This is a genomic window from Bacillus sp. VA13, assembly GCF_055710085.1.
In genome coordinates this window covers 571,314-594,910 of the sequence record NZ_JBVQPP010000001.1, presented here as the reverse complement: position 1 = coordinate 594,910, position 23,597 = coordinate 571,314, and the positions used below count along the sequence as shown (strand labels likewise).

26 protein-coding genes are annotated in these 23,597 nt (G+C 42.6%); 17 read left to right on the top strand and 9 right to left on the bottom strand.

The annotated features are described in order from the left end of the window. The first annotated feature begins 10 nt into the window (after nt 1-10). The gene (gene ldcB, locus AC0C66_RS02590; RefSeq protein ID WP_461845585.1) at nt 11-832 is read left to right on the top strand and encodes an LD-carboxypeptidase LdcB; all 822 of its coding nucleotides are present in this window, start codon (nt 11-13) and stop codon (nt 830-832) included. An 82-nt stretch (nt 833-914) separates the two neighbouring features. Here ldcB and AC0C66_RS02585 read toward each other — a convergent pair whose 3' ends face one another. Both AC0C66_RS02585 and AC0C66_RS02580 read right to left on the bottom strand, forming a co-directional pair. Beyond that, a complete protein-coding gene (locus AC0C66_RS02585) occupies nt 915-1,166 on the bottom strand; it encodes a KOW domain-containing RNA-binding protein (RefSeq protein WP_014114110.1) in 252 nt (83 codons plus the stop codon). Between the two features lie 87 nt (nt 1,167-1,253). Further along, a complete protein-coding gene (locus AC0C66_RS02580) occupies nt 1,254-1,955 on the bottom strand; it encodes a class I SAM-dependent methyltransferase (RefSeq protein ID WP_472973482.1) in 702 nt (233 codons plus the stop codon). Nucleotides 1,956-2,107: 152 nt separating this feature from the next. Here AC0C66_RS02580 and ctpA point away from each other — a divergent pair, with 152 nt between their 5' ends. Then, complete coding sequence (gene ctpA, locus AC0C66_RS02575; RefSeq protein WP_072183150.1) at nt 2,108-3,508, top strand: carboxy-terminal processing protease CtpA; 1,401 nt, start codon at nt 2,108-2,110, stop codon at nt 3,506-3,508. Nucleotides 3,509-3,541: 33 nt separating this feature from the next. Here ctpA and AC0C66_RS02570 read toward each other — a convergent pair whose 3' ends face one another. Beyond that, nucleotides 3,542-5,032, bottom strand: coding sequence for a sodium:solute symporter family protein (locus AC0C66_RS02570; protein WP_072183151.1), 1,491 nt, complete (start codon nt 5,030-5,032; stop codon nt 3,542-3,544). Further along, nucleotides 5,032-5,232, bottom strand: a complete 201-nt coding sequence (locus AC0C66_RS02565) for a DUF3311 domain-containing protein (protein ID WP_014114107.1) — start codon at nt 5,230-5,232, stop codon at nt 5,032-5,034. The genes AC0C66_RS02570 and AC0C66_RS02565 overlap by 1 nt, the downstream gene beginning before the upstream one ends. A 183-nt stretch (nt 5,233-5,415) precedes the next feature. Between AC0C66_RS02565 and AC0C66_RS02560 the strand changes: the two genes are divergently transcribed. Next, complete coding sequence (locus AC0C66_RS02560; protein ID WP_072183661.1) at nt 5,416-6,327, top strand: ring-cleaving dioxygenase; 912 nt, start codon at nt 5,416-5,418, stop codon at nt 6,325-6,327. 15 nt (nt 6,328-6,342) lie between these two features. Next, nucleotides 6,343-6,945, top strand: a complete 603-nt coding sequence (locus AC0C66_RS02555; protein ID WP_072183660.1) for an alpha/beta hydrolase — start codon at nt 6,343-6,345, stop codon at nt 6,943-6,945. 43 nt (nt 6,946-6,988) lie between these two features. Here the strand turns inward: AC0C66_RS02555 and AC0C66_RS02550 are convergent, their stop codons facing one another. Continuing rightward, the gene (locus tag AC0C66_RS02550; protein WP_014114104.1) at nt 6,989-7,597 is read right to left on the bottom strand and encodes a nitroreductase family protein; all 609 of its coding nucleotides are present in this window, start codon (nt 7,595-7,597) and stop codon (nt 6,989-6,991) included. Between the two features lie 129 nt (nt 7,598-7,726). On the opposite strand from AC0C66_RS02550, the gene yodB reads away from it, so the two are divergent. Further along, nucleotides 7,727-8,065: a transcriptional regulator YodB gene (gene yodB / locus AC0C66_RS02545; protein WP_004399427.1), complete on the top strand. Its 339-nt coding sequence runs from the start codon at nt 7,727-7,729 to the stop codon at nt 8,063-8,065. A 328-nt stretch (nt 8,066-8,393) separates the two neighbouring features. On the opposite strand, the gene AC0C66_RS02540 is transcribed toward yodB, so the two are convergent. Further along, nucleotides 8,394-8,783: a tautomerase family protein gene (locus AC0C66_RS02540; protein ID WP_061188142.1), complete on the bottom strand. Its 390-nt coding sequence runs from the start codon at nt 8,781-8,783 to the stop codon at nt 8,394-8,396. A gap of 354 nt (nt 8,784-9,137) precedes the next feature. Here AC0C66_RS02540 and AC0C66_RS02535 point away from each other — a divergent pair, with 354 nt between their 5' ends. Both AC0C66_RS02535 and AC0C66_RS02530 read left to right on the top strand, forming a co-directional pair. After that, nucleotides 9,138-10,472, top strand: coding sequence for a gluconate:H+ symporter (locus AC0C66_RS02535; RefSeq protein ID WP_072183658.1), 1,335 nt, complete (start codon nt 9,138-9,140; stop codon nt 10,470-10,472). Between the two features lie 85 nt (nt 10,473-10,557). After that, a complete protein-coding gene (locus AC0C66_RS02530; protein WP_014114099.1) occupies nt 10,558-10,794 on the top strand; it encodes a hypothetical protein in 237 nt (78 codons plus the stop codon). Between the two features lie 32 nt (nt 10,795-10,826). Here the strand turns inward: AC0C66_RS02530 and AC0C66_RS02525 are convergent, their stop codons facing one another. Continuing rightward, the gene (locus AC0C66_RS02525) at nt 10,827-11,288 is read right to left on the bottom strand and encodes an Hsp20/alpha crystallin family protein (protein ID WP_072183657.1); all 462 of its coding nucleotides are present in this window, start codon (nt 11,286-11,288) and stop codon (nt 10,827-10,829) included. Between the two features lie 98 nt (nt 11,289-11,386). Between AC0C66_RS02525 and rarD the strand changes: the two genes are divergently transcribed. From rarD to bshB2, 4 genes are all read left to right on the top strand, one after another. Then, entirely contained in the window at nt 11,387-12,283 is an 897-nt protein-coding gene (gene rarD / locus AC0C66_RS02520; protein ID WP_072183656.1) for an EamA family transporter RarD, read from the top strand. 75 nt (nt 12,284-12,358) lie between these two features. Beyond that, entirely contained in the window at nt 12,359-12,637 is a 279-nt protein-coding gene (locus AC0C66_RS02515) for a hypothetical protein (protein WP_003220095.1), read from the top strand. Next, nucleotides 12,634-12,984 carry a YojF family protein gene (locus AC0C66_RS02510; protein WP_014114096.1) on the top strand — a complete coding sequence of 117 codons (351 nt, stop codon included), beginning with the start codon at nt 12,634-12,636 and terminating at the stop codon, nt 12,982-12,984. Before AC0C66_RS02515 ends, AC0C66_RS02510 begins: the two co-directional genes overlap by 4 nt. 18 nt (nt 12,985-13,002) lie before the next feature. Next, nucleotides 13,003-13,668, top strand: a complete 666-nt coding sequence (bshB2, locus tag AC0C66_RS02505; protein ID WP_472973481.1) for a bacillithiol biosynthesis deacetylase BshB2 — start codon at nt 13,003-13,005, stop codon at nt 13,666-13,668. 25 nt (nt 13,669-13,693) lie between these two features. On the opposite strand, the gene rsbRC is transcribed toward bshB2, so the two are convergent. Together rsbRC and AC0C66_RS02495 are read right to left on the bottom strand one after the other, a co-directional pair. Next, the gene (gene rsbRC / locus AC0C66_RS02500) at nt 13,694-14,542 is read right to left on the bottom strand and encodes an RsbT co-antagonist RsbRC (RefSeq protein ID WP_061188145.1); all 849 of its coding nucleotides are present in this window, start codon (nt 14,540-14,542) and stop codon (nt 13,694-13,696) included. A gap of 15 nt (nt 14,543-14,557) precedes the next feature. Then, complete coding sequence (locus tag AC0C66_RS02495) at nt 14,558-15,916, bottom strand: MATE family efflux transporter (protein WP_072183468.1); 1,359 nt, start codon at nt 15,914-15,916, stop codon at nt 14,558-14,560. 265 nt (nt 15,917-16,181) lie between these two features. Here AC0C66_RS02495 and cdaS point away from each other — a divergent pair, with 265 nt between their 5' ends. From cdaS to AC0C66_RS02465, 6 genes are all read left to right on the top strand, one after another. After that, complete coding sequence (gene cdaS, locus AC0C66_RS02490) at nt 16,182-16,805, top strand: cyclic di-AMP synthase CdaS (RefSeq protein ID WP_072183469.1); 624 nt, start codon at nt 16,182-16,184, stop codon at nt 16,803-16,805. 230 nt (nt 16,806-17,035) lie between these two features. Beyond that, the gene (locus AC0C66_RS02485) at nt 17,036-18,253 is read left to right on the top strand and encodes a macrolide family glycosyltransferase (protein WP_088679216.1); all 1,218 of its coding nucleotides are present in this window, start codon (nt 17,036-17,038) and stop codon (nt 18,251-18,253) included. A gap of 381 nt (nt 18,254-18,634) precedes the next feature. Continuing rightward, on the top strand, nt 18,635-19,870 hold the full coding sequence (gene cwlS, locus AC0C66_RS02480) for a D-gamma-glutamyl-meso-diaminopimelic acid endopeptidase CwlS (RefSeq protein ID WP_087986980.1): 1,236 nt from the start codon (nt 18,635-18,637) through the stop codon (nt 19,868-19,870). Between the two features lie 93 nt (nt 19,871-19,963). Continuing rightward, the gene (locus tag AC0C66_RS02475; RefSeq protein ID WP_072183465.1) at nt 19,964-20,554 is read left to right on the top strand and encodes a superoxide dismutase family protein; all 591 of its coding nucleotides are present in this window, start codon (nt 19,964-19,966) and stop codon (nt 20,552-20,554) included. Between the two features lie 87 nt (nt 20,555-20,641). After that, nucleotides 20,642-21,532 (top strand): AAA family ATPase, encoded by an 891-nt coding sequence (locus AC0C66_RS02470; RefSeq protein ID WP_072183464.1) that lies wholly within the window; start codon nt 20,642-20,644, stop codon nt 21,530-21,532. 10 nt (nt 21,533-21,542) lie between these two features. After that, a complete protein-coding gene (locus tag AC0C66_RS02465; RefSeq protein ID WP_072183463.1) occupies nt 21,543-23,459 on the top strand; it encodes a nitric oxide reductase activation protein NorD in 1,917 nt (638 codons plus the stop codon). Nucleotides 23,460-23,597 lie beyond the last annotated feature (138 nt).

Genomic DNA, 23,597 nt, shown 5'->3' with positions numbered 1-23,597 from the left:
GTAATGTAATATGAAAAAGTCCGGTAAATGGTTCTCACTGGCTGCTGCTCTGAGTGTAACGGCAATAGTCGGAGCCGGCTGCAGCATGTCGAATGGAGATGCTCAAAAGGATACGAAAACCACAGCAGAAACAAAACAAACAGATCAAAAAACAACTGACAGCAAAAAAACAAACACTCAAGACAGTGAGTTTTCATTGGAAAGCAAATATTTCAATGAAACTAAAAAAGTAGACGGTCTGGAAACCATTCAAAATCCAGAAAATATACTCGCGCTTGTCAATAAACAATACGCACTGCCCGGAAACTATGAACCTAGCGATCTAGTCATACCTGATGTAGAGTTTTCTTTTGAAGAAAAGATTCAAAAGCGTTACATCAGAAAGGAAGCGGCCGACGCATTAAAAACGATGTTCGATGCTGCGAAAAAGGAAGGCTATGAATTGGCAGCTGTCTCGGGGTACCGTTCGTACGATAGACAGAAAGTCATTTTTGACAATGAAGTAAGCCTAAAAGGGGAAAAGAAGGCAAAGGAAGCGGTCGCTTACCCGGGTGAAAGCGAGCACCAAACAGGCCTTGCGATGGACATTTCGAGCCGGAGCAATGGCTTTGAGCTAAATGAAGCGTTCGGAAGCACGGCCGACGGAAAATGGGTACAGGATAATGCTTATAAATATGGCTTTATCATTCGCTATCCGAAAAATAAAGAGGATATCACGAAATATGAATATGAGCCATGGCACCTGCGTTATGTAGGCAAAAAGGCCGCAAAGGTCATGCAAGATAATGATTTAACGCTCGAAGAATACTTTGAAAAAGTGAAGAAAATCTAAAAGAGAAAGCCCGCTTACAATTGATAAGCGGGCTTCATTGTGTCTGGTGAATCTAGCAATTGATCAGATATTTATTCTACGCTTACCAGAAGAATAAACCAGCCAGAGCCACTCCTGCAATTAAACCGAGGGAAATACCGTAAGCTGCTCCATATCCCCAATAACCGCCCCAATATCCGTAACCGAAGCCTCTTGGCCCTGCGCCGGTCGGAGCTATATAAACTTTGTCTCTTGTGACACGGGTAATTCTGCCGACGTGAACTCTTCCGCCTCTCTCTGTAATTCTGACGACTTTACCTTGATGGTTTCGGCAAAGATGGTAATATCTCTCCAATATTGTTTCCCTCCTAAACTGACTTTCTATCAGCATATGATAGATAGGGAAAAAAGGTTGGACGAAAACAGGGGGCGATACGCCGTTTTACTTATACGCGATAAAGATACAATGACCCATATACTCACTATATATCTGCATGAGTTCATAATGTGTTTGAAGCGTATCGTAATAAATAGGAGCAATCGTTTGCGATAAATCCATTTCTGTCGTTGGCTCAAATTCCATGTCATCCGGAAGTAGTGTTATCGCTTTAGTACTTTGAAAGCCATAAGACTTCAGGGTTTTATGCCACTCGGTTTCTTCATGTAAACAAGTAAAGCCGTAGAAATCCATCATTTGCTGTTTTTCTGCGGGGGGCATCGGTTTTTTTAAAGCTGCTTCTATACCAATCAGCATCCCGCCGGGCTTCAATACTCTTGAAATTTCTTGAAGTGAGGATGTCAGATGGGAAAAACTGAGGACCGATTCTGACAGGACGCAGGAAAAGGACTCAGAAGAAAACGGGAGGTGTTCCAGCTCCGCCTGATATGCAGGGATGGCAAGCCCTTCATTTGCAAATCTTTTTATTGCTTTCTCAAGCATGATAGGGTCTTTATCAACGACTGTTACAGGATACAGCAAATGTCCTAAATAAGCCGCAGTTTGGCCTGTTCCGCATCCGGCATCAAGAATCGGCTGATTCGGGGAGGGCGCAGCCTTTTGCAAGACCGCTTTTGAAAAAGCGAGCCCACCTGGATGTGCTCCTGCGACACCGAATAAGGACAGCATTTCTAAATATCGGCTCAATATCAAATCCTCCTTTTTCTTTATCATATGTCGTATAGAGACATAGGTTTATGAAAAGCGAAAGAAGGGCGTTTCTCTTTCATTTCTGCTCCGAGTTGACGAATAAGTATTCGTCCATGATAATATTGTAAGAAGAAAAAGGTGGTGTTTAATTGAAACGGCAATTAAAACTGTTTTTTATTGTGCTGATCACTGCGGTTGTCGCTTCGGCGCTTACTTTATTTATTACGGGCAATTCCAGCATCCTAGGCCAAACATCAGCAAGCATGGGAGACAGCAAGTTCGACAAATTAAATAAAGCGTATGAGCAAATCAAAAGTGATTATTACCAAAAAACAGATGATGACAAATTAGTAGACGGAGCAATTAAAGGAATGATTCAATCTCTGGATGATCCGTATTCCACATATATGGATCAAGAGGCAGCAAAATCATTCGACGAGACGATTTCTGCATCCTTTGAAGGAATCGGAGCCCAAGTAGAGGAGAAAGACGGAGAAATCCTTATTGTGTCGCCAATTAAAGGTTCACCTGCTGAAAAAGCTGGAATCAAACCGAAGGACCAAATCCTAAAGGTGAACGGAAAAAGCGTTAAAGGCATGAATGTAAATGAAGCCGTCGCTTTAATCCGAGGCAAAAAGGGCACAAAAGTGAAGCTTGAGCTGAACAGAGCGGGAGTTGGAAATATCGATCTTTCCATTAAGCGCGATACCATTCCTGTAGAAACCGTCTATTCCGAGATGAAAGACAACAACATCGGGGAAATCCAAATCACTTCTTTCTCTGAAACAACTGCTAAAGAGCTGACAGATGCGATTGACAGTTTAGAGAAAAAAGGCGCCAAAGGCTATATTTTAGACTTGAGGGGCAACCCGGGCGGCTTAATGGACCAGGCGATTACGATGAGCAACCTGTTTATTGATAAAGGGAAAAACATCATGCAGGTTGAATACAAAAACGGTTCAAAAGAAGTCATGAAGGCCGAAAAAGATCGAAAAGTGACCAAGCCGACTGTTGTTTTAGTAAATGACGGCACAGCTAGCGCCGCGGAAATTATGGCCGCTGCCCTTCATGAATCGTCAGGCATACCGTTAATCGGCGAAACGACATTTGGCAAAGGCACGGTTCAAACAGCAAAAGAATATGATGATGGCTCTACCGTCAAACTGACAGTCGCCAAATGGCTGACTGCCGACGGTGAATGGATTCACAAAAAAGGCATCAAGCCTCAAGTGAAAGCAGAGCTGCCTGATTACGCGAAGCTGCCGTATTTGGACGCGGATAAAACGTACAAATCAGGTGATTCAGGCACAAACGTCAAAGTAGCTCAGAAAATGCTCAAAGCACTTGGCTACAAGGTAAAGGTTAACAGTACGTATGACCAGGATTTTGTATCTGTGGTTAAACAGTTCCAGAAAAAAGAGAAGCTGAAAGAAACAGGTGTACTGACTGGTGATACAACAACGAAATTAATGACAGAACTTCAAAAGAAGCTCGCAAATAATGATACGCAAATGGAAAAGGCAATTGACACACTGAAAAAAGAAATGTAAAAAAACCATACGCGGCTACCGCGTATGGTTTTTTTATGCACCCTTTTGATTCGGGTCAGTGTCTTGTTTTTTACCAAATAAACCTTCAATGACAGGATTGGATCCTGCCTTCTTGACGAACAGCGGATTCAGAATAACCACAGCGATGATGTTGGCAGCCAATCCCCAGAACCCTTCATAAATGCCATGTGCGGATTGAGTGGTATACACAATAAACGTTACTGCAAGGCCGACTAATAATCCGATAACCGTCGCTTCTTTCGTTTGATGCTTCCAGAATAGGCTGACAGCAATTGCCGGGAAGATTTGCACCATGCCTGATACACCTAATAGCTGAAGTGTCACTAAGGCAGTCGGGAACAGCATTCCAAACAGAAGCGCAAGGCCGATGACAACAAACACCATTGAACGTGTGATAAGGGTCAGCTTGCTTTGAGACACATTCGGATGAATCAAATCGCGGTACAAGTTATTGGCGAACAAATTTGATGCCCCGATTGCCATGATGGAACAAGGAATCAAAGAAGCAAGAGCGATCGTGGCATATGCAAAACCTTGTGCCACGCCGCCGTATGATGTTTGAATCAAATGCAGCAGCGCCAGTCTTGGGTTTGTATCTTCCGGCAGGACAAGAAAGGCGATAAAGCCAAGAAAAATGACCAAAATTAACACAATGTTATAAAGCGGCAAAAACATGCTGTTTTTTCTTACTGCATCGGCGCTTTTCGCTGTGAAAACTCCTGTAGCGGCATGTGCCCACATAAAAAGCGCCAGGGCGGAAACAATAGATGCTGTGATAAACCAAGGAATGCCTTTTGGCCCTTCTGCCGGTATCGTCAGCATTTGCGGCGCTTCCTTCACTAACGTGTCAATCATTGGTGTCCAGCCGTTAAAATGAATGAGAGGGAGGGACACCACCATAAACAGCATAATAACCCATACTAAAATGTCTTTAATGATGGCTGTAAAGGTAGGCCCTTTAATCCCGCTGAAAAACGTGTAAAGAGCAACAAGAATAAATGAGATGATGACAACGAATTTTACGTTAATATACCCGGTGCCGGCAACTTGGAGCGTATCTTGAATGCCGCTCAGCTGAAGGCATATGTACGGAATAAGCATGAGCACACCGACGATGGCAACAAGGCTTGCTAAAAGCTTACTGTCAAAACGTTCCCGTGCGTAATCTGCGAGTGTTGTTAATTTGTGAATTTTCGCAACTTTCCAAAGTTTCGGCAGGAAGAAGTAGGCGATAAAGTAGGCCAAGACAGAATAAGGAATGGCGAAAAATGCAACACTTCCGCCTGTAAAAGCAGTACTGGTTAACCCTAAGAAAGTATAGGCCGTATAGAGGTCGGCGCCTACTAAAAACCAGACGAGAAGACCGCCGAAGCGTCTGCCGCCGACAGACCATTCTTCCACCGAAGTGCGTGAGGATTTGTCTCTTCCAGCGAGAAACCCGATACAGACAACGGTTAAAACGATAATAGCTGTAATGAGAAGTGCAGTCAGATTCCCTTGCATTATTCAAGTCCTCCATCTTTTTTTTGCATCTGGTAAATGCCAAACGAGCATAACGGCGTAATGATAATCCACAGCAGCAGCCAAAAGTGGAAAAACGGAAGGCCGAAAATAATCGGTTCAATTCGATTCACAAGCGGCAATAGCGCAAGTTGAACGAATGGCAAAAGAATGAGAATAACAATAAGTGCTTTTTTAACCATTTACTTTCCTCCTGAATCATGATAATGCTCACTATAATAGCAGTTGTAAGAAAAGATCACAAGATAATTATTAGAAAAAAATGATTTTTTCAATTATTTAATCAAAACACATGGTTTGCATCCTCTTCAATAAAGGTTTAAAATAATAAATATCTTGAAATCGAGATAAATAGGAGTGGGAAAATGAAAACAGAAGGATTGCACCATGTCACAGCATTTGCCAGAGATCCGCAAGAAAACTTGCGATTTTATACAGAAGTGCTCGGGCTGCGGCTTGTTAAAAAAACAGTAAACTTTGATGATCCCGGAACGTATCATTTTTACTTCGGGAATCAAAATGGAGATCCCGGTACAATTATGACCTTTTTTCCGTTCCAAGGAAGCGGACAGGGAACGGTAGGCAAAGGCCAAGCGGGCCGGGTGTACTTTTCAGTTCCTAAGGGCTCCCTGTCTTTTTGGAAGGAACGTCTTGAGAAAAACGGGTTGAACTTAGAGGAGAAAACGTTATTCGGTGAAAAGGGTCTTATTTTTGATGATACGGAAGACCTTCCGCTAGCGATTATGGAGGATGCGAAAAGCGGGAAAAGCGAGTGGACGCCTGACGGCATTTCACAATATGAAGCGATTACGGGAATGAAAGGCGTGCTGCTGTATTCCTATGACCCGCAGGCGACCATTCAATTGTTAACGGAAAGCTTTGGATACACCAAAGCGGCGGAAGAAGGCCAGATTGTCAGATTGACATCCTCAGCGACTATTGGTGGCGTCATTGACGTGCATCTACACCCTGAAAAAAGAGGGGTAGGAGGTTATGGCACGGTACACCATGTAGCGTTTCGGACAACAAAAGAGGAACAGGCGAATTGGCTGCCGATTATTGCGGAAAACCATCTTCCTTCGTCAGAAATCCTTGACAGAGAATACTTTACATCCATTTATTTCAGGGAAAGAGGCGGTATCTTATTTGAAATCGCCACAGATGAACCTGGCTTTATGACAGATGAAACGTTTGATGAGCTGGGAACCTCATTAAAACTGCCTGAGTGGCTGGAGAAACATAGACAACAAATTACAGACATTTTGCCTGAACTTTAGAAAGGGGATTTTACAATGAAGTATATTTATGAAAAAGGGACTTCTGACAATGTGCTTTTGCTGTTACATGGCACTGGCGGAAATGAACACGATCTGCTTTCATTAGGACGGTTTATAGACCCTCATGCCCATTTGCTTGGTGTTAGAGGATCGGTGCTTGAAAATGGAATGCCGCGATTTTTCAAACGCCTGAGTGAAGGTGTCTTTGATGAAAAGGACCTCGTGGAGCGCACAAGGGAATTGAAAAATTTTATCGATGAGGCTGCAGAAACGCATCAATTTGACCGCGGCCGAGTGATTGTGGTCGGTTATTCAAACGGCGCAAATATTGCGGCAAGCCTTCTTTTCCATTATAAAGATGTTTTAAAAGGGGCTATTCTGCATCATCCGATGGTTCCGATTCGCGGTATCAAGCTGCCTGATATGACGGGACTCCCTGTTTTTATCGGTGCCGGGAAATACGACCCTCTCTGCACGAAGGAAGAATCAGAAGAGCTTCACCGCTATTTACGTGACAACGGAGCATCAGCCTCCGTTTACTGGCAGGATGGGGGCCATCAGCTGACTCAGCATGAAGCTGAACAGGCTCGTGAATGGTACAAAGATGCGATTGTTTAAAAAAACCTTAGTCCGTATTTCGGACTAAGGTTTTTTCATATCCTTACAGCCAAGTTGACACTTTTGAAAGCGGTAAGCGATTGCTTTGATGAGCAGGTTTCACTGCTTTTCCGATTGAAATAAGCATAACCGGTACATAGCGCTCACTGATATCAAATTGCTTTTGGAACTGCTCTTTGTTAAATCCGCCGATTGCGCAAGTGTCATAACCTTTTGCTTTTGCGGCAATCATAAGCTGCATAGCTGCTAAAGAAGCATTTAAGAAAGCGGAATCACGTGCGAATTGCTCGCTTTGGTAGGCACCGTTGATTTGGCCGAGCAATGTTTGTTTGATTTCATCTGTAATATAGCCTTGGCTTGCTAATTCAGCGTAAACTTCTTCACCGTTTTCATTTGCTTTTAAATCGCCTAAAATGGCAACAACAGCAGAAGACTCAACGATTTGTTTTTGATTATACGCTATAGGAAGAAGCGTTGCTTTTGATTCATCGCTGTGAAATACAGTGAAATGCCAATGCTGAAGGTTCCAAGCTGAAGGCGCTTTAACGGCAAGGTCCAATAGCTCGGTAAGCTCCTCTTTAGAGATCGGGGCATTTGTATCATATTCCTTTACAGATGCACGTGCTTTCAAAACATCCAGAGTATTCGTCATAGTGTTTCCTCCTTCGGATAAACGTGGTATGATAATAGAAAAGTTAGAAGCTTACTAAATGTAACTTGAAAGATTATTGTAATGGATCATTGAATACATGTCAATCAATAGATGAAGGGATGAGGACTTGTGGGAAATACAATGTGCCCTAAAATGGAATCCGCTTTCTCATTGTTGGGAAAACGATGGAACGGTCTGATCATCCATGTGCTTATGGATGGGCCGAAACGGTTTAAAGAGATAACGGAAACAATTCCGATGATCAGCCAAAAAATGCTCGCAGAGCGCCTTAAGGAGCTTGAACAAAACGAGATCGTCGAACGGCAGGTTCTCCCTGAAACGCCGGTCAAAGTCATCTACACGCTGACTGAAAAAGGAACAGCGCTTCAAGCTGTATTCCAAGAGATGCAGGCATGGGCCGACCAATTTTGCGAGCCCGGTGACACAGTGTGCGAAGAAGAGAAATAAGGAAAGGGCTCGGGGAACGAGCCTTTGTTTCAATGATAAAGTCATGTAAGGGGTGGTTCATACCGTTTACATGACTTTTTATATTTGTCAGAATGAATTCTGAAATTTTATTTTTAAACCCGGTCAGCTTCCATTGGAATTACATTGGCATCGAAACTGGATGTAAAAAAGGAGATCTAGGCTCTATCCACCAAATTTGGATCACTCCGTTATACCTCGTCTTGCTGGCTGTTTTCGTTCTGATGATTTCCGCTTTTGTCAAAAAGAAATGAGAGAATAAAAGAGAGAGCCTCTGCTGAAGCTCTCTCTTTTACTATGTTTCATTATTTTATAGTTTTCCATTCAAAAATTGCGCCTCACCGAGTCCGAAACTCCAGTCTGCGTCACCATTCTCGGTAATGGAAACCATTAGGTCTTCTGGGGAAATACCGCATTCTGCTTCTAGCTTTTCAGCCAGCAGGGCATACAATTTTTCCTTTTGGCTTTCTGTTCTTGTTTTGCTTGTCATACTGATGATGACTAGATCTTTGCTTCTTTGAAACCCTAATCCTGTATCCTGGATAATAAGCTCATTTTCCGGATGCTGATGGACAATTTGATAACGGTCTCTTTCCGGAACACCAAACGCTTCGACCATTGCTTGGTGGGCAGTATCTAATAACAATTGCAGTGATTTTTCGTCACGGCCTTCAATTAAATCGAAACGTAATAATGGCATGTGAATTCCTCCTCTTGTGAAGTTGTAATCCGTTTGTTTTCACATTGTGATTTGCTTTCAGATAATAAATAGATTTAGATTGGCTGCTTACTTGATAAAAAACATAACACATAACCAAAAGTTAATCAACATATAACTAAAAACATTTAGACAGGCGATAGGTAATCGAGAAAAACTCATAAAACAATTGACAGTCCTAGATTAGGAGATTAGTATGAATATACTAGTTAACCAAAAGATGACAATTATATAACCAAGACGTTTTTTTAGTTATTGGTGAAAGCGTTTTCTTTTTAAAGTGCCGAAACATTGTCATGATATTCATTTTTAAAACACATTTGGTGGAGGGGTACCATGCCGATTTTAATTGTTGCTGTCGGAGTGCTGATTCTGTTATTTCTCATTATTAAAGTAAAATTAAATACCTTTGTCTCACTTATTGTTGTTTCTTTTTTAGTAGCCATCGGACTTGGGATGGATATCAATAAAATTGTTCTTTCAATTGAAGCGGGAATCGGCGGGCAGCTGGGGCATTTAGCTTTAGTGTTTGGACTTGGCGCGATGCTCGGGAGGCTTGTCTCAGACGCTGGGGGCGGCTATCGGATTGCCATTACGCTGATTGACAAATTCGGGAGGAAACGAATACAGGCGGCGGTGGTTATTGCCTCGTTTATCATCGGCATTGCCTTGTTTTTTGAAGTCGGTCTTGTACTGTTGATTCCGATTGTGTATGCAATTGCAAAAGAATTAAAAATGCCTTTTCTCTATCTGGGAATCCCGATGGCAGCCGCCTTAAATGTTACCCACGGATTTTTGCCCCCGCACCCGGCGCCAACTGCCATCTCAGTTGCATACGGCGCCCATATTGGCCAGGTGCTGCTTTTGGGAATCATCATCGCTGTTCCGACGACTGTCATCGCCGGGCCTTTATTCAATAAATTTGCGATGAAGCAATTTCCCGGTGCGTATCAAAAACGCGGAAACTTATCAGCATTAGGGCCGCGGAAAGAATTTCAGCTGGATGAAACACCAGGCTTTTTAATCAGTGTTGCCACTTCTTTATTTCCGGTTATCTTTATGGCGATTGCGACTGTTTTTTCTTTATTATTGAAAGAACATTCAAAAGAAAAAGATATCATAGAATTTATCGGTACACCGGGAACGGCAATGCTTATTTCGCTTATACTTGCGCTCTATACGATGGGATATGCGCGTAAAATATCTATGAAGGAGATCAGCAAATCATTATCGGAATCAATTTCACAAATCGCGATGATGCTGCTTATCATAGGTGGGGGAGGGGCGTTTAAACAGGTGCTGATTGACGGCGGGGTCGGTGATTATGTTGCTGATCTTTTCAGTCAAACAAACATGTCGCCGCTGCTGGTTGCATGGATCATTGCTGCGGTTCTGCGCCTGTGTTTGGGCTCTGCTACCGTGGCTGCGCTTACCACTGCGGGAATGGCAGCTCCGCTTATGCAGGCGGGCAGTGTAAACCCGGCATTAATGGTACTGGCAACCGGAGCGGGAAGTGTCATCGCTTGTCATGTAAATGATGCAGGATTTTGGATGGTAAAGGAATTTTTCGGATTGAGCATGAAAGAAACATTTCAAACTTGGACGCTGCTTACAACAGTTCTCTCAGTAACCGGGCTCGGCTGTGTGTTATTGGCCGGGCTTGTGATGTAACACCCATAGATTCAGTTCATAGCCCAATCGTTTTTCTTCCTTGTTGAATACCTTATGTATAGGCAGTCATAAAGGAGGAAAAATCATGTACCCTCACCATTCGTATTATCGCGGGAACCCAGATCCAGTCGGATACCCGGCGCGTAATCCTTTCTTGTTTGGAGCTCCTTTAGTCGGTGGTTTATTAGGTGGTTTTCTCGGGAGTGCGCTGTTTAACTATCCTCGTCCCTATGCTTATCCGCCTGGCCCTTACGGATACGGAGGCGCACCGTACGGTTTTGGTGCCGGCGCGCCATACGGGGGTTACCCCGGCTTCTATTAATAAAAACGGCCTGCATCGGTGCAGGCCGTTTTTTATCGGAAGATTTCTACCTCGGACATATTGTAGTCTTGCTGCTTCTGAAACATGACTTCCAGAAGGCCATCCTTATAGACGGCTTTTGTTCCTTTGCGTTTGACTAAACAAGGAAGGTTTACTTTTTTTGGATGCTCTGAACTAGGAAAGTTTTCTAACAATAATTCGTGAGATGTGTGTTTGATTCTCACCTGTTCCAGCAGGCCTTCGCTGATTGGCACCTTTACAAACACATGGTCTGCTGTTTCGAATATATCAATATCAGGTTTGGCATCCGGTTTGGCGGGCTGTTCTTTTTTTGGGAGGGGATCGCGGAAAGGAAATTGAGCTGCATAATCACTGCCGAACACACTTTCCATCACACGATTTACATATGTTTCAACTTCTTTTGGATCTGCTTTTTTTAATGCTTCCTTGGAAAATTGATTGTGGAAAGGAAAGTACTTGTTCCATTCAAACATCGTCGTCACACCCTTTCTTCATGGACAAAATAGTATATGCCCGGCAGATCTTTCACGTGATATAATATAAGATGCTCTAAAGAAAGGCAGGGATTTACATGCAATATTCAGAAACGAAAAAAGGCGTTCTTTATACAGCCGTTTCCTTTATCATGTGGGGGCTGTTTCCGCTCTATTGGAAGCTTCTCGAACAGCTGCCGGCTCTTGATATTTTGGCTCACCGTATTATATGGTCTTTTGTTTTTATGTGTATCGTGCTTTTTTTCTTGCGGCAATGGAAAACAGGGTGGCAGGAGCTGCGCTCTTTGAAAAAAAACGGAGGCATCCTTTCTTTATTTCTCGCTTCTATCCTGATTTCGATTAACTGGTTTGTATACATATGGGCTGTCAACCATGGATTTTTGCTTGAGGCTAGTCTTGGCTATTACATTAACCCGCTTGTGTCAGTGCTCCTTGGAATTTTATTTTTAAAGGAAAAACTGAATCGCCTGCAACTGGTGGCGGTTTCGATTGCTGCGGCCGGCGTCATCATCTCAGCGTTCCAGTACGGCTCCATTCCGTATGTTGCGCTTCTGCTCGCATTCAGCTTCGGTCTGTACGGGTTAAGCAAAAAAAGAACAAGTCTGCCGAGCGCCATCGGTTTAACGCTGGAAACATTCATGATTATGCCGATTGCATTGGGGTATTTGCTGCTAAGCGGCCATGTTCAGCAAGCTGGTGCAGAAAGCGGGGGCACGTGGATGCTTCTCTTTTTTGCTGGTGTGTTTACGGCTTTGCCGCTATTATTGTTTGCGGAAGGGGCGAAAAGGCTGCCGCTGTATCAAGTCGGAATCTTGCAATATATTGCACCGACCATTACCTTGCTGATCGGGCTGTTTGTTTACCATGAGCCATTTTCAAGCTCGAAGGCTTTTACATTCAGCTGTATATGGGCTGCGCTGCTGTTGTTTACGTTTTCACAAGTAAAGTGGAAACGGGCGTCAAAAAGCCATTGAGGCCTTTGGCTTTTCAGCTGAAGCATATATTATGTATAATCATTTCATGTATGTAAGACATAAAGGAGCAAGACGATGGACAATGATAAAGAGATAGTGAAAGCCTACGCTTCACTTTGGAACAACAGATCTCTCACTAGTGATGACGCAGAAGCGGTAGCAGAGGCGATTGATCTTGAGCTCTTGGATAAACGAACACATCCGAGACTCCGGAAACCGATGCTGGAAAAATATTTTGCCGCGATTCAGCGCATTGTGAATTCACAGCTCGAACCGGCTGTGAAATATCAGCTGGTCAAATTACATACAGAACGTGCAGAGCATTTAAAAGAAGAAAGAGGGGAGCAATCATGAAAGCAATCATAAAGGAAGATGTGCAAGCATCTTTAGAACGATATGCGGACCGCCCTGTATATATCCATTTGGAAACCACAACCGGTTCTTATTCAGCGCACTTAAATGAAAAAAACATGACGGTTGTTGCATATATCCGCAATGCAAAAGTCACCTATCATCAGGCAAAAATCAAAGGAAGCGGACCTTACCGTGTTGGCTTAAAAACAGAAGAAGGCTGGATTTATGCTGAAGGCTTGACTGAATACACGATAGATGAAGATAACCGTTTATTAATGGCGGGACACCTGCCGGGCGGTAAACTGGCTATTTCTCTACAAATCAGTGAAAAACCGTTCACAGTTTAAAGAAAAGGGTGAAAAATAATGAAAGAACACGTACTTGTAATCCTGCCTCACCCTGATGACGAATCATACGGAGTGGCAGGCCTGATTGCCTTAAACAGAAAAAAAGACATACCCGTTACGTACGCCTGTGCCACTTTAGGTGAAATGGGCAGAAATATGGGCGATCCATTTTTCGCGAATCGGGAAACATTGCCGCTGCTAAGAAAACAAGAGCTCATTAACGCTTGCAAAGAAATGGATATCAATGATCTTCGGATGCTGGGGCTCCGTGACAAAACGCTCGAATTTGAAGACGATGAGTATTTAGCTGATATCATGGAAGAGATCATAGATGATGTAAAACCAAGTTTAATTGTCACATTTTATCCTGGACACGGTGTGCACCCCGACCATGATGCATGCGGGGAAGCGGTTATTCGTGCATTGTACCGTAAAAAGAAAGAAGACCGTCCGCGCACGCTCTGCATGGCTATTACACGCAACAGAGAAGAGGTTCTTGGCGAAGCTGATGTCGTAATTGATATCAAAGAAGTAGCTGATATTAAGATGAATGCGTTAAGAGCTCACCGCACTCAAACAGAAGGCATGCTCAGAGAGCTTGAAGAAAAATTGAAAAACAATGAACCTGTTATGGCAACATGGTTTGAAGAAGAAGTATATTGGACGTATCAATGGAATGATTAATCAAAAAGGTATAAGGCCTTAAGCCTTATACCTTTTTTAATTTTAAGTCAGATGCAATCGCCGAAGCGAGGGTGGATCTCAAGGAAATATCTTCGAAAGACAAGCCTAGCTGAACCGCGGTTTGCGCGATTTCCGGGCGGATTCCCGACAATGTGGATGAAACGCCGATTAAACGGAGCGCTTCAATCAGACTGAACAGCTGGTGGGCAACCATTGTATCAATAACAGCTACTCCTGACAAATCAATATACAGCTGTGTCACCTTTTTCTCCGCACATTGATGCAGGGTGTTTTCCATAATAAGTTTGGCGCGTACTGTATCAATATCTCCGATTAAAGGCAGCAGTCCGACGCTGTGAAACAGCACAATAACCGGTGCGCTTAATTCAGTAATCATATCTTTTTGAGCTTGAAGCTGAAGGCTTGTGTTTTTGTACATTTCTTCTATAAAAATATGAATCACAAGATCGAACGCTTTTATAAGGGAGTGATACAAATCTTCGGCTTCTTCGCCTTTCACAGTGTCCTGATTGTGATGGACAAATTCTTTCACATAGGAAACATATAAATCTCTCACTCTAACAAACTCCCGGATAATATAGTGGATAGGAGTCTTTAAATGCTCTTGATCCTGTGTCACTTCAAAAGCCCATTCTTTCAGTATAGGCAGGTATACCTCCTCATCATCTATAAAAATACGGTTTATCTTATAGTTGAAGGCGAGATTCTGGCTCTTTAAATTGTGAATGACAGCAGGGTCTGTTGATGCATAAATGGAATTCGGATCAGTCTCCTCGATTGTTTCGTACCATGTTGAACTGATCGTCTCCGCATGCTGAGAAAGATATTCGTATAATTTCTTATTTTTTGCCATGATTGATCACCTCTTTTAAATGTATTGTTTTTGCGAATAACGTTTTTGCAGTTTAGCCAGCCTGAAAAACAGTCCAACTGCTCCTGCGGCGAGTCCTGTAATTAATCCGATCCAATAGCCAAACGCGCCGAGGCTTGTAAACGTACCGACCGCATAACCGACCGGAAGGCCAATGACCCAATAAGAGACAAATGCGGCCGCAAGCGTATAGTTCACATCTTTGTACCCTCGGAGCGCTCCCTGGATCGGTGCTGCAACAGCATCAGAAAGCTGAAAAAACAGGGCATAAATTAAAAAGTGCTGTGTCAGCAGGAGCACATCGGGGTCAGAAGTGTACATGCCGGCAATTTGCTCTCTGAATAAAAGGATACAGGCTGCTGTCAACAAAGAAAAACCGATCGCCATCATGATGCCGATCAAGCTATATGAGCGCGCATCCTTAAAACGGGCTGCACCGGCTTCAAAACCGACAACAATTGTTAATGCCATGGACACGCTGAGCGGCAGCATATATAAAAGTGAAGCAAAGTTCATGGCTGCCTGGTGGGACGCGATAGTCACTGTATTAAAATGGCTCATCAGAAGCGTGACAGCTGCGAAAATGCTCGTTTCAAAAAACACGGCGAACCCAATAGGCAGCCCGATTTTGAGCATATTTTTGCATGCTTTCCAAGAGAATTTATACATTGTAAGGAAAATCCCGTATTCGGAAAACGGTGCGGATTTAAGAATAATGAAAAAACTGATGATGCAGATACACCAATATGTAAGCGCGGACGCTAGCCCGGCGCCGACGCCGCCAAGTGCCGGCATTCCGAATTTCCCGAAAATGAATACGTAATTCAATACAAAATTGATCGGAAGAGAACTGAGTGTAATCATCATTGTGACTCTCGTTTTCCCTAATGAATCAATGAATGATCTCAAAACAGTGTAAACAAATAAAGGGAAAATTCCGAGCGATAAAAAGCCTAAAAAGTGTTTGGCAATCTGATGGACATGAGTTTCAAGATTTAATCGGCCAAGAATAAGGTCAACTACAGCATATCCAATCGCTAAAACGGCGATGCTAAGAAGCGCGGCCACGTATACAGCTTGTAAAACAGTAAAGGGAATTTGCTGTTTTTTTTCAGCGCCTAAAAACTGGGCGACAATCGGGGTGACTGCCATTAATATACCTGCAAGTCCTGTATAAACAGGTGTCCAAAGGCTTGAGCCAATAGCGACACCAGCTAAATCAGCGGGGCTGACTTTCCCTGACATCACCGTATCTAAAAAGGTCATAAGAGAAAGCCCTGCCTGGGTAATTAATATCGGAATTAAAATGTGCAAAAGCTGTTTGATCTTTTGACGGGCGTTTCGAGTTTCTTTCATACATTGATCTCCGTTTCTTTTTCATAACGAGAGAAATTATAACATTTTATGTATAAAAAGCAATGAACGCCGGACCTATTCTTTTTTTGTCGGTTTCGTTTTTCTAAACATTTGGGCATAAATAAAAGAAAGCGAAATCACGCCTAAAAAGGTGCAAACATACTGAATGATTCTTTCGATTTCCATTCTTTACATCCCTCCTTTACCAATAGAATGTGCATCAATAAGATTAGCATGCGTGAAAAGTTGGAAATTTGAAAAGGAGATGAGGTCTATGCGTTATGAACAGATATCAGAAAATGCATTTAAGGGAAAAATACAAGTGTATTTAGAGCAAATATTAGGTGATGCGTCGCTAATCTTGAAAACGCTACACGAAAAAGACCAGTGCCTTCTTTGTGAATTAGATGAATTGGGCCACATTTTTCAGGACATGCAGGGCATCGCATCATCCTTTTATTTGCAAACATACATTGAGCAATTTACACCGGCATTTATCGAACTGGCCAAGGCGATTAAAGCCCTATCGGAGCATAAGCATGGTGCTTTAATTGTGATTGAAAGAGCGGACCCTGTTGAGCATTTTATTCAAAAAGGAACCTCCCTGCATGCGGAAATCAGCGCATCATTAATTGAAAGCATCTTTTTCCCCGGAAATCCTCTACATGACGGCGCTTTATTGGTGAGGGAAAATAAACTTGTCTCAGCAGCCAATGTCCTCCCGCTGACAACAAAGGAAGTGGATGTCCATTTGGGAACAAGGCATCGCGCGGCTCTTGGTATGTCGGGGTATACGGATGCGCTTGTGCTCGTTGTTTCAGAGGAGACAGGGAAGATGTCGTTTGCCAAAGATGGTGTATTATATCCGTTAATTTCGCCAAGAACGTAAAAATAAATAAAAGGGCCTGATTAGGAATCCTATCATGAGACAAAATGAATTCGGGTCTTTTTTAAAGCATTCACTTTAAGCTGAATGCTTTTTGTCTTGAAGGCGGGAAATATAAACTGGTAGAAAAGTTATATTACATGAATATTAATTAAGTTAAATACTTTACCTGATTTTGTATTTGTAGTACCGTATAAAATATTACATAAATTTTAAAGGAAGGGTGCTGCCGCATGGCTAATGTATTAATGATCGGTTTTCCCGGTGAAGGGCATATTAATCCGTCTATCGGTGTAATGAAGGAGCTGAAATCACGGGGAGAACATATTACTTACTACGCAGTGAAGGAATACAAAGAAAAAATTGCAGCTCTTGATATTGAGTTTCGTGAGTATCGTGATTTTCGAGAAGATTACTTCGGAAAAAACGCAACAGGAGATGAAGAAAGAGATTTCACAGAAATGATCTGCGCCTTTTTGAAAGGCTGTAAGGATATTGCGACTCATATTTATGATGAAGTCAAACATGAATCGTATGATTATGTCATATATGATCACCATTTACTGGCCGGTAAAATCATTGCCAACTTGCTGAAGCTGCCGAGATTTTCATTGTGTACTACCTTTGCAATGAATGAGGAATTTCTAAAGGAAATGATGGGTTCTTACATGAAAGGGTCAATTGAAGAATCGCCTCATTATGAATCATACCAGCAGCTTGTAGAAACATTAAATGCTGATTTTCAAACAGAGATCAAGAAGCCTTTTGACGTTTTTTCTTCAGATGGGGACTTGACAATTGTCTTCACATCAAGGGAATTTCAGCCAATGGCTGAGCAATTCGGCGATCGATATGTATTTGTCGGCCCTTCCATTACAGAAAGAGCCGGGAACAATGATTTCCCATTTGATCAGATTGACAATGAAAACGTGCTGTTTATTTCAATGGGGACCATTTTTAACAATCAAAAACAGTTTTTTAATCAATGTCTCGAGGTATGTAAAGACTTTGATGGTAAAGTTGTGCTTTCCATAGGCAAACATATTAAAGCAAATGAGTTAAACGACATTCCGGAGAATTTCATTGTACGCCCGTATGTCCCTCAGCTTGAGATCCTGAAAAGAGCCAGTTTATTTGTAACACATGGGGGAATGAACAGCACAAGTGAAGGTTTGTATTTTGAAACCCCGCTGGTAGTCATTCCGATGGGAGCTGACCAATTTGCTGTAGGAAATCAAGTGGAAAAAATAGGCGCAGGAAAAGTGCTGAAAAAAGAACAATTATCTGAAAGCCTTCTGAAAGAAACGATTCAAGAAGTGATGAACAATCCTGTGTATGCTAAAAAGGCGAAAGACATTGGACAATCATTGAAAGCGGCAGGCGGCTCTAAAAAAGCGGCCGACAGCATTCTAGAAGTTGTGAAACTCAAAACTCAATCAGCCAACGCATAATATAAATGCCTGTTCTTATCAAAAGAACAGGCATTTTGGCATTTTCGTAAGAAAGCAGAGGAAGGGATTTGACACATCGATAGAGAATTGATTAGAAAAACAGACAAGAAAGGAGGAAAATCTGCTCCATTCATCAATAGAAAACCATCATTTTTACCCCCGCTTAATTAGTTCCTTAGACTTTCGAAAAACATATGCAGCTTATGTAAAATGTTAGGTGTTTATTTGAAGGTTTAAAGGTCGAAAGATGCTGAAATCGCAGCCAAATGTTTGAAAAGGATGTAACTTGCTGAAAAAGTGACGATAAAACTGATGTGTGCCATTTTTGGAAACAAAATACTAACTGTTTTTGTGCTATAAACAGTTTAGGAGGTTGAATGAATGAAAAAAAAGATTGTAGCCGGCTTGGCTGTTTCCGCAGTTGTCGGGTCATCGATGGCCGCAGCCCCCGTGGAAGCAAAAACGATAAAAGTAAAAAGCGGTGACTCTCTTTGGAAGCTTTCCCGTCAATATGATACGACAATATCAGCTTTGAAATCCGAAAACAAATTGAAATCAACAGTGCTTTATGTCGGACAAAGCCTTAAAATTCCTGAAAGCAGCAAAAAAAACACGACATCCTCATCAAGCTCAAGCAAAACATCAACATACACAGTTGCATATGGTGATTCGCTATGGATGATTGCTAAAAATCATAAAATGAGTGTTTCTGAGCTTAAAAGCTTAAACAGCCTGACCAGCGACCTGATTCGTCCCGGGCAAAAGCTTAAGATCAAAGGGACAAGCAGTTCAAGCGGCTCAAACGGATCGAAGAAAAACAGCGGTTCCAATTCTTCAGGCTCTTCGAAAAGTACATATACGGTTAAGCTTGGTGACTCACTGTGGAAAATCGCAAACAGCTTAAATATGACTGTAGCTGAATTGAAAACCTTAAATGGCTTAACATCAGATACCCTTTACCCTAAGCAGGTACTCAAAATAAAAGGGAACAGTTCACCTAAGAGCGGAAACAGCGGTTCCAAGAAGCCGTCAAACTCCAATTCCTCAAAAACAAGTACATATAAGGTAAAAGCAGGCGATTCGCTGTGGAAAATCGCGAATCAGCTCGGAGTCACTGTGCAAAGTATCCGCGATAAAAACAATTTGTCATCTGATGTCTTGCAAATTGGACAGGTTCTGACCATCTCGGGAACAACAAAGTCTAACAATTCAAATCAAACAAAGCCAAAAGACAACTCAGGATCAAACATTCAAATAGGTTCGAAGATTGACAGAATGATAACAGAAGCGAAAAAATATGTCGGGGTGCCATACCGCTGGGGTGGAAACACGCCTGCAGGTTTTGATTGCAGCGGCTTCATTTATTACCTCATTAATAATGTATCATCGATATCGAGATTGAGTACGGCAGGATATTGGAATGTCATGCAAAAAGTCAGCCAGCCGTCAGTCGGAGACTTTGTCTTCTTTACCACATATAAATCTGGCCCGTCTCACATGGGGATTTATCTAGGCGGCGGAGACTTTATTCATGCAAGCTCATCAGGCGTCGACATTTCCAATCTCAGCAATTCATATTGGAAACAGCGCTACTTGGGCGCAAGAAGCTATTTTTAAAAATGAGTATGACAAAAAGCCTTTTTATAGGCTTTTTTGTTTATATCAGAAAATGATTGACCACACTGTTAGAAAAAACAAGGGGGAGACAGTATGTACCGTCTCTTGCTGTTGATGATGGTGACGGCACTGGGAGTTGCGGGATGCGGACAAAAAAAAACTCATGACCCTCCTAAGCGGGTACCGGAAAAAGAAGTGATTGAAACGTCAGCGTTTGGTCATCATGTCCAGCTGGTTAATCGTGAAGGCAAAGCAGTCGGTTTTATAGAAATCAAAGAATCAGAAGACGAAGGACTCGACATTCATATTTCCGCAAACAGCCTGCGCCCCGGCGCTTCTCTCGGTTTTCATATCCATGAGAAAGGTTCATGTGTCAGGCCGGATTTTGAATCAGCGGGAGGCCACTTTAATCCGCTGAACAAAGAACATGGCTTCAATAATCCGATGGGGCATCATGCCGGAGATCTGCCGAACCTTGAAGTCGGTGCTGATGGAAAAGTAGATGTCATTATGAATGCGCCGGACACTTCACTGAAAAAAGGAAGTAAACTAAATATTCTCGACCAGGACGGAAGTGCGTTTATTATTCATGAGCATGCCGACGATTATTTGACAAATCCAAGCGGCAATTCAGGTGCGCGTATCGTCTGCGGAGCCCTTTCCGGCAATAACGAGAAGCAGTAATATCATCCAAGCCCTTTTGTATTGAGCATACAGGGGCTTTTTTAGTATACTCGTTAATGGAATACGAATAGGAAAGGGAACCTGTCTATGACAACTCAATTACAGCACTTAACATTGCCGGAAGATATACAACAAAAGCTATTATCATATAAAGATCAGCCGATTTCCCCAGAGTTTCAGTCGCTCATCGGGACATCAGGCTATGAGGCGGACGATGAAGCGATTTTATTCGACACCATTATCGCATTAGCCATGGGAAAAAATGTCCTGCTGAAAGGGCCTACAGGCTCAGGAAAAACAAAGCTGGCAGAAACATTGTCCAGCTATTTTCATAAACCGATGCACAGTGTCAACTGTTCAGTTGACTTGGACGCAGAAGCCTTGGTCGGCTATAAAACGATTGAAAATCAATCTGGCCAGGCGACGATCGAGTTTGTTTCAGGGCCTGTCACAAAAGCCATGAAAGAAGGCCATTTTCTTTATATAGATGAAATCAATATGGCAAAGCCGGAAACACTGCCCATTTTAAACGGTGTATTAGATTACAGAAAAATGATGACAAATCCGTTTACAGGCGAGGTCATTCGGGCTAAAGAAGGCTTCGGAGTCATTGCAGCCATCAATGAAGGCTATGTCGGTACTGTTCCGCTGAATGAAGCATTGAAAAACCGTTTTGTCATCATTGATGTGCCTTATATTAAAGGCGAGCTGCTAAAACAAGTTCTCATGTCTCAGTCAGCCCTGCAAGATGAGAAATTGATTGACCGGTTTATCACGCTTTCCTCTGACCTGATCGTTCAGGCCAATAATGGACAGGTGTCTGAAGAAGCGGCATCCATTAGAGCGTTAATTGATACATGTGATTTAGCCGCTTATATTCCGCCGCGTCGTGCCATTGAGCGGGGAATTGTAGAGAAGCTTGATGATGACCGGGAAAAGGCGGCCGTTCGAAATATCGCAGAAACTCTGTTTGAATGAGGGAGCTGCGATGAAATTTATCAAATTTAACGACAGCACAATAGATTCGTTTTTATTTATGATGCTCACTGATTTGGCCAAAACACTCACCAAGAGTGAAGCGGTAGAAGTGGAATATGGCGTTCAGTCCTATTACAATCCATTTGAAAAGAAAATCTATATGAGCCACTTTTGGAAAGACAGGGCAGCGGAGGACATGGAAGCGGGTCTGAAAAGCGACGTCTACCTGCGTTCGGTCGGAACGAGATATAGCTCGCTGCACGAGTTTGCAAGCTTTTTGAATGATATCCATCAGCATCTTACGTTCAAAAGCTTTGCCAAGCAGCTGTTTATGCTGCTTGAGGACATCAGGATTGAGGAATGTATCAAACACGAGCGCCCCGGTACGAAACATGTATTTGCGAAGCGAAAAGACATGTACAGAAAACATTTCTCCACCCAGCTGACTTTAAATTTAGAGCGAAGCATTTTTACGGATGCCCTCTTTTGCGCGATCTATGTCAAGCTAACAACGGAATCGCCGCTCGAGATCCTTCCGTCTATGCGTGAAGATATCGATCTGATGCGCCCGTTTATTGAGCAGCAGCTCCTGCGCGTGTATGAAGCAGATTCGACACGGCAGGTTCTAAAAATTGTTGAAGACCTTATGGACGGACTTGAAGAGGTGCTTGATAAAGACATGTTGAACACCTACTTCTTTTTGCCTGAGCTTGACTACGCAAAAGCTGCAGAACAACCGTTATTTGAAGAAGAGAAAAAAGCGCCGAAGCTGAGTGATGATATCACGCTTCCAAAAAAATCAGACGGTGATGAGGATATCCATGAAGAAGAAATGCCGACATGGCACCGGGAAACAGAAGCACCGTCTAAAAGCTTCCTTCAATTTGATATTGAACACGGAGCAAAATCAGATTTAGGAAAAGACGCTTCAAGGGAAGGCGACGATGGAGATCAAGCCCTTGGCTCTGTCCAAGGATCAGCCAGACAAACAAAACGGAAAGACTATTCCAAGCTGGAAGCGATGGAGTCCCAAAAAGACCAGCCGAACGGTGCGGGTACGGCTGACGGCAAAGAAAATAAATACGCATTTCCGATTTATAAAGAACCGCAGCCGGCAACGAGTGAAGAAGAGCTTTCTTATAAACAGCAGGCAAAAACGATTGAATCGTATCAAAAGCGTTTAAAACAAATGATTCAAAAAACGCTGGAGCATAAAAAAACATTGCCTAGAACAGACCTTCATGCCGGACGGCTGAACAATAAGCTTCTTCGTTACTTCACTGAGCGAAATCCGCGTCTTTTCTACAAAAAACAAGAACCATCATCAGAAATTGACGCGGTTTTTACATTGCTGGTCGATTGTTCTGCCAGCATGTTCGACAAAATGGATGAAACAAAGCGGGGAATCGTGCTGTTTCACGAAGCGTTGAAATCGGTAGCGGTTCCGCATCAGATTGTCGGCTTTTGGGAGGACACAAACGATGCGACCGAAACAAGCCAGCCAAACTATTTCAATACGGTTATTCCCTTCCAATCATCATTAAGACAAGAGGCTGGACCGGCAATTATGCAGCTTGAGCCTGAGGAAGATAACCGTGACGGCTATGCGATCCGGCAGATGACGAAAAAAATGCTGCAGCGCAGCGAAGCACAAAAGTTCTTGATCGTTTTTTCAGATGGAGAGCCGGCCGCGTTTGGCTATGAACAAAACGGGATTGTTGATACAAGTGAAGCGGTTATTGAAGCCCGAAAGAGAGGAATAGAAGTGATAAATGTTTTTCTCTCCAACTCAGAAATAGAAGAATCGCAAATGAAGACCATTCAGGATATGTACGGAAAATTCAGTATATTTGTCCCAGATGTTGATCAGCTCCCGGATGTTCTGTATCCGCTGCTGAAAAAACTGCTCCATAAAAGCATAGGATAGTCCTTTATCCTATGCTTTTTGGCGTTTCTTTTTTCAAATGATTAAATTTTTTGTTTTTTATAAAGGTTTTTTACTATTTTGTGAACAATCAAGGTAGAATCAAATTGCAAACAGTGGTAAAATATCGTTGGAAGCGTT

Excerpts from the sequence above, each read along its gene's own strand:
- ldcB (WP_461845585.1), top strand. The coding sequence starts at position 11 with ATGAAAAAGTCCGGTAAATGGTTCTCACTGGCTGCTGCTCTGAGTGTA.
- AC0C66_RS02560 (WP_072183661.1), top strand. The coding sequence starts at position 5,416 with ATGAAAACAGAAGGATTGCACCATGTCACAGCATTTGCCAGAGATCCG.
- bshB2 (WP_472973481.1), top strand. The coding sequence starts at position 13,003 with ATGAAAGAACACGTACTTGTAATCCTGCCTCACCCTGATGACGAATCA.
- AC0C66_RS02570 (WP_072183151.1), bottom strand. The coding sequence starts at position 5,032 with ATGCAAGGGAATCTGACTGCACTTCTCATTACAGCTATTATCGTTTTA.
- AC0C66_RS02540 (WP_061188142.1), bottom strand. The coding sequence starts at position 8,783 with ATGCCATTATTACGTTTCGATTTAATTGAAGGCCGTGACGAAAAATCA.
- cwlS (WP_087986980.1), top strand. The coding sequence starts at position 18,635 with ATGAAAAAAAAGATTGTAGCCGGCTTGGCTGTTTCCGCAGTTGTCGGG.
- AC0C66_RS02530 (WP_014114099.1), top strand. The coding sequence starts at position 10,558 with ATGTACCCTCACCATTCGTATTATCGCGGGAACCCAGATCCAGTCGGA.
- AC0C66_RS02550 (WP_014114104.1), bottom strand. The coding sequence starts at position 7,597 with ATGACGAATACTCTGGATGTTTTGAAAGCACGTGCATCTGTAAAGGAA.
- AC0C66_RS02535 (WP_072183658.1), top strand. The coding sequence starts at position 9,138 with ATGCCGATTTTAATTGTTGCTGTCGGAGTGCTGATTCTGTTATTTCTC.
- AC0C66_RS02475 (WP_072183465.1), top strand. The coding sequence starts at position 19,964 with ATGTACCGTCTCTTGCTGTTGATGATGGTGACGGCACTGGGAGTTGCG.
- cdaS (WP_072183469.1), top strand. The coding sequence starts at position 16,182 with ATGAGGTCTATGCGTTATGAACAGATATCAGAAAATGCATTTAAGGGA.
- AC0C66_RS02495 (WP_072183468.1), bottom strand. The coding sequence starts at position 15,916 with ATGAAAGAAACTCGAAACGCCCGTCAAAAGATCAAACAGCTTTTGCAC.
- AC0C66_RS02565 (WP_014114107.1), bottom strand. The coding sequence starts at position 5,232 with ATGGTTAAAAAAGCACTTATTGTTATTCTCATTCTTTTGCCATTCGTT.
- AC0C66_RS02515 (WP_003220095.1), top strand. The coding sequence starts at position 12,359 with ATGGACAATGATAAAGAGATAGTGAAAGCCTACGCTTCACTTTGGAAC.
- AC0C66_RS02510 (WP_014114096.1), top strand. The coding sequence starts at position 12,634 with ATGAAAGCAATCATAAAGGAAGATGTGCAAGCATCTTTAGAACGATAT.
- AC0C66_RS02525 (WP_072183657.1), bottom strand. The coding sequence starts at position 11,288 with ATGTTTGAATGGAACAAGTACTTTCCTTTCCACAATCAATTTTCCAAG.
- AC0C66_RS02470 (WP_072183464.1), top strand. The coding sequence starts at position 20,642 with ATGACAACTCAATTACAGCACTTAACATTGCCGGAAGATATACAACAA.
- AC0C66_RS02465 (WP_072183463.1), top strand. The coding sequence starts at position 21,543 with ATGAAATTTATCAAATTTAACGACAGCACAATAGATTCGTTTTTATTT.
- rsbRC (WP_061188145.1), bottom strand. The coding sequence starts at position 14,542 with ATGGCAAAAAATAAGAAATTATACGAATATCTTTCTCAGCATGCGGAG.
- AC0C66_RS02485 (WP_088679216.1), top strand. The coding sequence starts at position 17,036 with ATGGCTAATGTATTAATGATCGGTTTTCCCGGTGAAGGGCATATTAAT.
- rarD (WP_072183656.1), top strand. The coding sequence starts at position 11,387 with ATGCAATATTCAGAAACGAAAAAAGGCGTTCTTTATACAGCCGTTTCC.
- AC0C66_RS02555 (WP_072183660.1), top strand. The coding sequence starts at position 6,343 with ATGAAGTATATTTATGAAAAAGGGACTTCTGACAATGTGCTTTTGCTG.